Origin of the sequence: Methanobrevibacter sp., from assembly GCF_045220775.1 — an archaeon.
GTDB lineage: Archaea > Methanobacteriota > Methanobacteria > Methanobacteriales > Methanobacteriaceae > Methanocatella.
Window position 1 is genome coordinate 1 of the sequence record NZ_JBGUWC010000162.1, and the last position, 3517, is coordinate 3517.

Sequence of the window (3517 nt, forward strand, 5' to 3'; positions counted from 1 at the left end):
TTAAATGGTATGAGTCCAGTACAATACAGAATGACTCAATTAAATACGTAAATGTTTAACCCGTCCAACTTCTTGGGGTCACTTCAACCTTTAATGTGCTCGGAAATACAATCTTCTCGAGTTCTTTATCAAAGAAAAAGGCATTTTTGCCAATTTCAGTTAAGCCTGATGGCAAATATAATTCTTTAAGATGTGTGCATTGTGAGAAAGCCTTTTCTTCAATTATTTCTAATCCTGGTGAAAACTGGATTTTAGTCAGGTGTTTGCATTGCTCAAAAGCTTTTTCACCAATAACTTTCACTGTGGCAGGGATCTCTAAAGTCTCAATTTTCTTGTTCTCATTGAATGCCTCTTCACCAATTTTTACTACTGTATATGTTTCACCACCATAGTCTACAGTAGACGGGATTACATAATGAGTATCGGTATACTTCACATTCTTCTTGTGTGTTATCTCAACCGTTTTGTCTGACTTAGACAGAATATTGAAGCAATAACGTTTACCGCCTGATAGGGCAATAAAAGATTCTTGGGTATCTAATTTGTCCTTACTGGCCAATTTGTCATCGTTTTGGATTTCTGGTAAAAGAGTTTCAGATGGTATATTTCTATCTTCTTCTATCTTTGCAACATTATCCATCTTTATTGATGTTTCGATACCAGCCAACACAATAGTTAGGGCATCATTGGGGTCTATGGACTTGATAACTCCCTTCATTACCGTCCCATTTTTAAGAGTAACAACCGATATTTTATCTTGAGCATTCGCAATTATCGGCAAAAGAATTAAGAGAGAGATTGTTATTATTTTCTTCATATTATTTTATATTATTAATGTTTAGACTTAAATATTCTATTTAATATTAACCCCTCCTCCAATGGATTTCATATATGTTTTTCCATTTATTTGGAGCCAATCTGCTGAAGAATTAGTATACTTCAGTCTTGTCAGCTTGTATACTGTTAGTGTTCTTGTTTCACCTTCATATGCAATTTTCCCCGTTATATTCTCCTTTTCTTTTAAAGTTAATGTTGGTGGAGAATAAGTAAAGTTAAACCTTTTGAGTGAAGTGTCATCTGACCCTCCAATACATTTTGTTATAGTGCATATTAATTCGTCTCCAATTCTACCAAAAAAGAAAGTCTCATACTCTTCACCTTTTTTAATTCCACTATCTGGAGCATATACCCACATTAGAGTTGAGCAAAGATAATCTATAGTTGCAGGAGAGGTCTCGTCTTGAACATTTTTCTCATCATCATTAGAGCCACAAGCAACAATGATTGATTGGCCCAGTACCAGGAGTAATAATATACTCAAAAATTTAATAATCCTCATATCATATTATTTTAGGTCAGTAAATTATAAAGTTGTTATAGTTAAATACTAATGTATATGCAAATATATGATCTTTATTTGAAATCACCAAATAATTTGTGATATTTTAATAATATATCTTATATTTCTAAGTGGATAAAGAGAATAAATATAGCAAAAGGGCTCGCTGTCTCAGCGAACCCCGTATGCTACATTACTAACCAATAACCTAAAACAATATCATTATGAGAAAACTACTATCGTATGAATCAAATAACTGATGCAAAGGTACGGGGATTTTGGGCTGATTCCAAGAAATTAGCCTGATTCTTGTCGAAGTTGTTGCGACAAGGGGTGGAGATTGCGACAGAGTAGGGGAAAGAGGGTTTGAGTGTGTCGTTGATTTGTTTTTTTTGCAGAGATTTTTTGGTGGTGCGGATTATTTTTTGTACATTTGCAATATGAATACAGCATATTTGACTTTCCCTAAAGCAAAAGGCATTGTGGTGAGTGGTGATATTCACGAAGACTTTACCAAACTTGTCTATAAGTGCTGCGTGCAGTACGAGATGAAAGATACGCTTATCGTCGTTGCAGGGGATTGTGGCTTTGGTTTTGAGAAACTAGGATTCTATGAGAATATCTATAAGCGTTGTCGTGAAAAACTATCGAAATCAAACAACTGGATGGTGTTTTTAAGAGGCAATCATGACAATCCTGCTTATTTCAACAGTCAGCCCATCAAACATCAACGCTGGATGACCGTGCCAGATTACTCAGTCATAAAGGCATGTGGGCGTACGATACTTTGTGTGGGTGGTGCAACGTCTATTGACAGGCTTCATCGTATGGCGTCCAATTATTATCACTTGCCAGATCCTGACGACTTACTGAAACCGAATGTGTATTGGAATAACGAACTACCAGAATTCAATCAGGAAAGGCTCGACGTGATAGATAGTCAATGCGCTGTTGATACCGTTATCACCCATACTTCGCCATCGTTCTGCGAGTTATCTTCGCATCATTTTCTGGAAGATTGGGCAGAGCGTGATGCTGATTTGATGGATGATGTAAGATATGAGCGGCAGGTGATGGACGACTTATACAATTATTTATACATCAAGAATCATCCGTTACAATATTGGTATTACGGCCATTTTCATGAGAGTTGGCATGCTAAGATAGATGATGTGATGTTTCACATGCTCGACATTATGGAACTGAGGGAAATACCACCCAAAGAACTGTCGTAAAGGGCATAAAATACGCCCCGATCCTTCACAGGAGAGGGCGCGTCCTAATTGTTAACCTTAAATCTCATGCTATAAAAACACAGTGCAAAGGTAAGGTTTATTTTTGAAACAACCAAAGATTTTGGACTTTTTTTGCAGAGATGTTTGGGAGTATGGATTGTTTGTTTTATCTTTGCAACATAAAACTAAAACCATCAAGTTATGAAAAGAATGGGAATTATTACCTGTATGATAGGTGGATTGTTTTCGTTGATTGGCTGTTCACTGAAATCTATGCCTGAAGGAGAACTGGTAAGGCTGAGGTTTGTTAGCAGTGGTACGATGGCTCGTCCTAAATTTGAAGGAACCATTGAAAAGGACTCTTCAGGTGCTTTCGTACTGAAGGCTATGAAGGAAAACTATGGCCCTATGTTCGAAAAGCGAATCACAAAAGAGAATATGGCGCATTTCCGACAGATCATCGAGGAGGAGAAAATGTATAAATACAAGGAATCTTACAGGCCCATAATGGAGGTCTTGGATGGTTGGGGATGGTCGTTTAATGCAAAATTTTCTGATGGATCTTGGATTGATTCTCATGGATCGAATGCCAGACCGAGTGGCAATGGCTTGGGAAGAATTGAAGGCTATATGAATCAACTGATTCAAGATGGTGTGCAGATAGAATTCCTTCCAGATGAAGATTTATAGCAAGTAATTATGGATGATAACGGCATGAGTCGTTATATGGAGAACAATGATGAAGAGGGGTGGGATTAAATAGTACAGGGGCTCCGTAGAGCCCCTGCAAATGTCTTACAACATTAATTTATCAAAGAAACCGTCATCACGACGGCATTTTATAACTAATAATAATAATAATATTGCGAGCATCACTGCTGGCTGATATGTTTCATCCTTTTTCTATCGAGGTGCAAAATTACTGCAAAATTCTGAAACCACA

The 3517-nt window shown here is 37.0% G+C and carries 4 protein-coding genes; 2 read left to right on the forward strand and 2 right to left on the reverse strand.

The window, feature by feature from the left end:
- Positions 1–55: 55 nt before the first annotated feature.
- Entirely contained in the window at positions 56–670 is a 615-nt protein-coding gene (locus tag ACJROP_RS10270) for a leucine-rich repeat domain-containing protein (RefSeq protein WP_406535373.1), read from the reverse strand.
- Between the two features lie 183 nt (positions 671–853).
- Positions 854–1321 (reverse strand): hypothetical protein, encoded by a 468-nt coding sequence (locus ACJROP_RS10275; RefSeq protein WP_406535374.1) that lies wholly within the window; start codon positions 1319–1321, stop codon positions 854–856.
- A 458-nt stretch (positions 1322–1779) separates the two neighbouring features.
- Here ACJROP_RS10275 and ACJROP_RS10280 point away from each other — a divergent pair, with 458 nt between their 5' ends.
- Positions 1780–2574, forward strand: a complete 795-nt coding sequence (locus tag ACJROP_RS10280) for a metallophosphoesterase (RefSeq protein ID WP_406535375.1) — start codon at positions 1780–1782, stop codon at positions 2572–2574.
- Between the two features lie 474 nt (positions 2575–3048).
- Positions 3049–3264 (forward strand): hypothetical protein, encoded by a 216-nt coding sequence (locus ACJROP_RS10285; protein WP_406535376.1) that lies wholly within the window; start codon positions 3049–3051, stop codon positions 3262–3264.
- Positions 3265–3517: the final 253 nt, after the last annotated feature.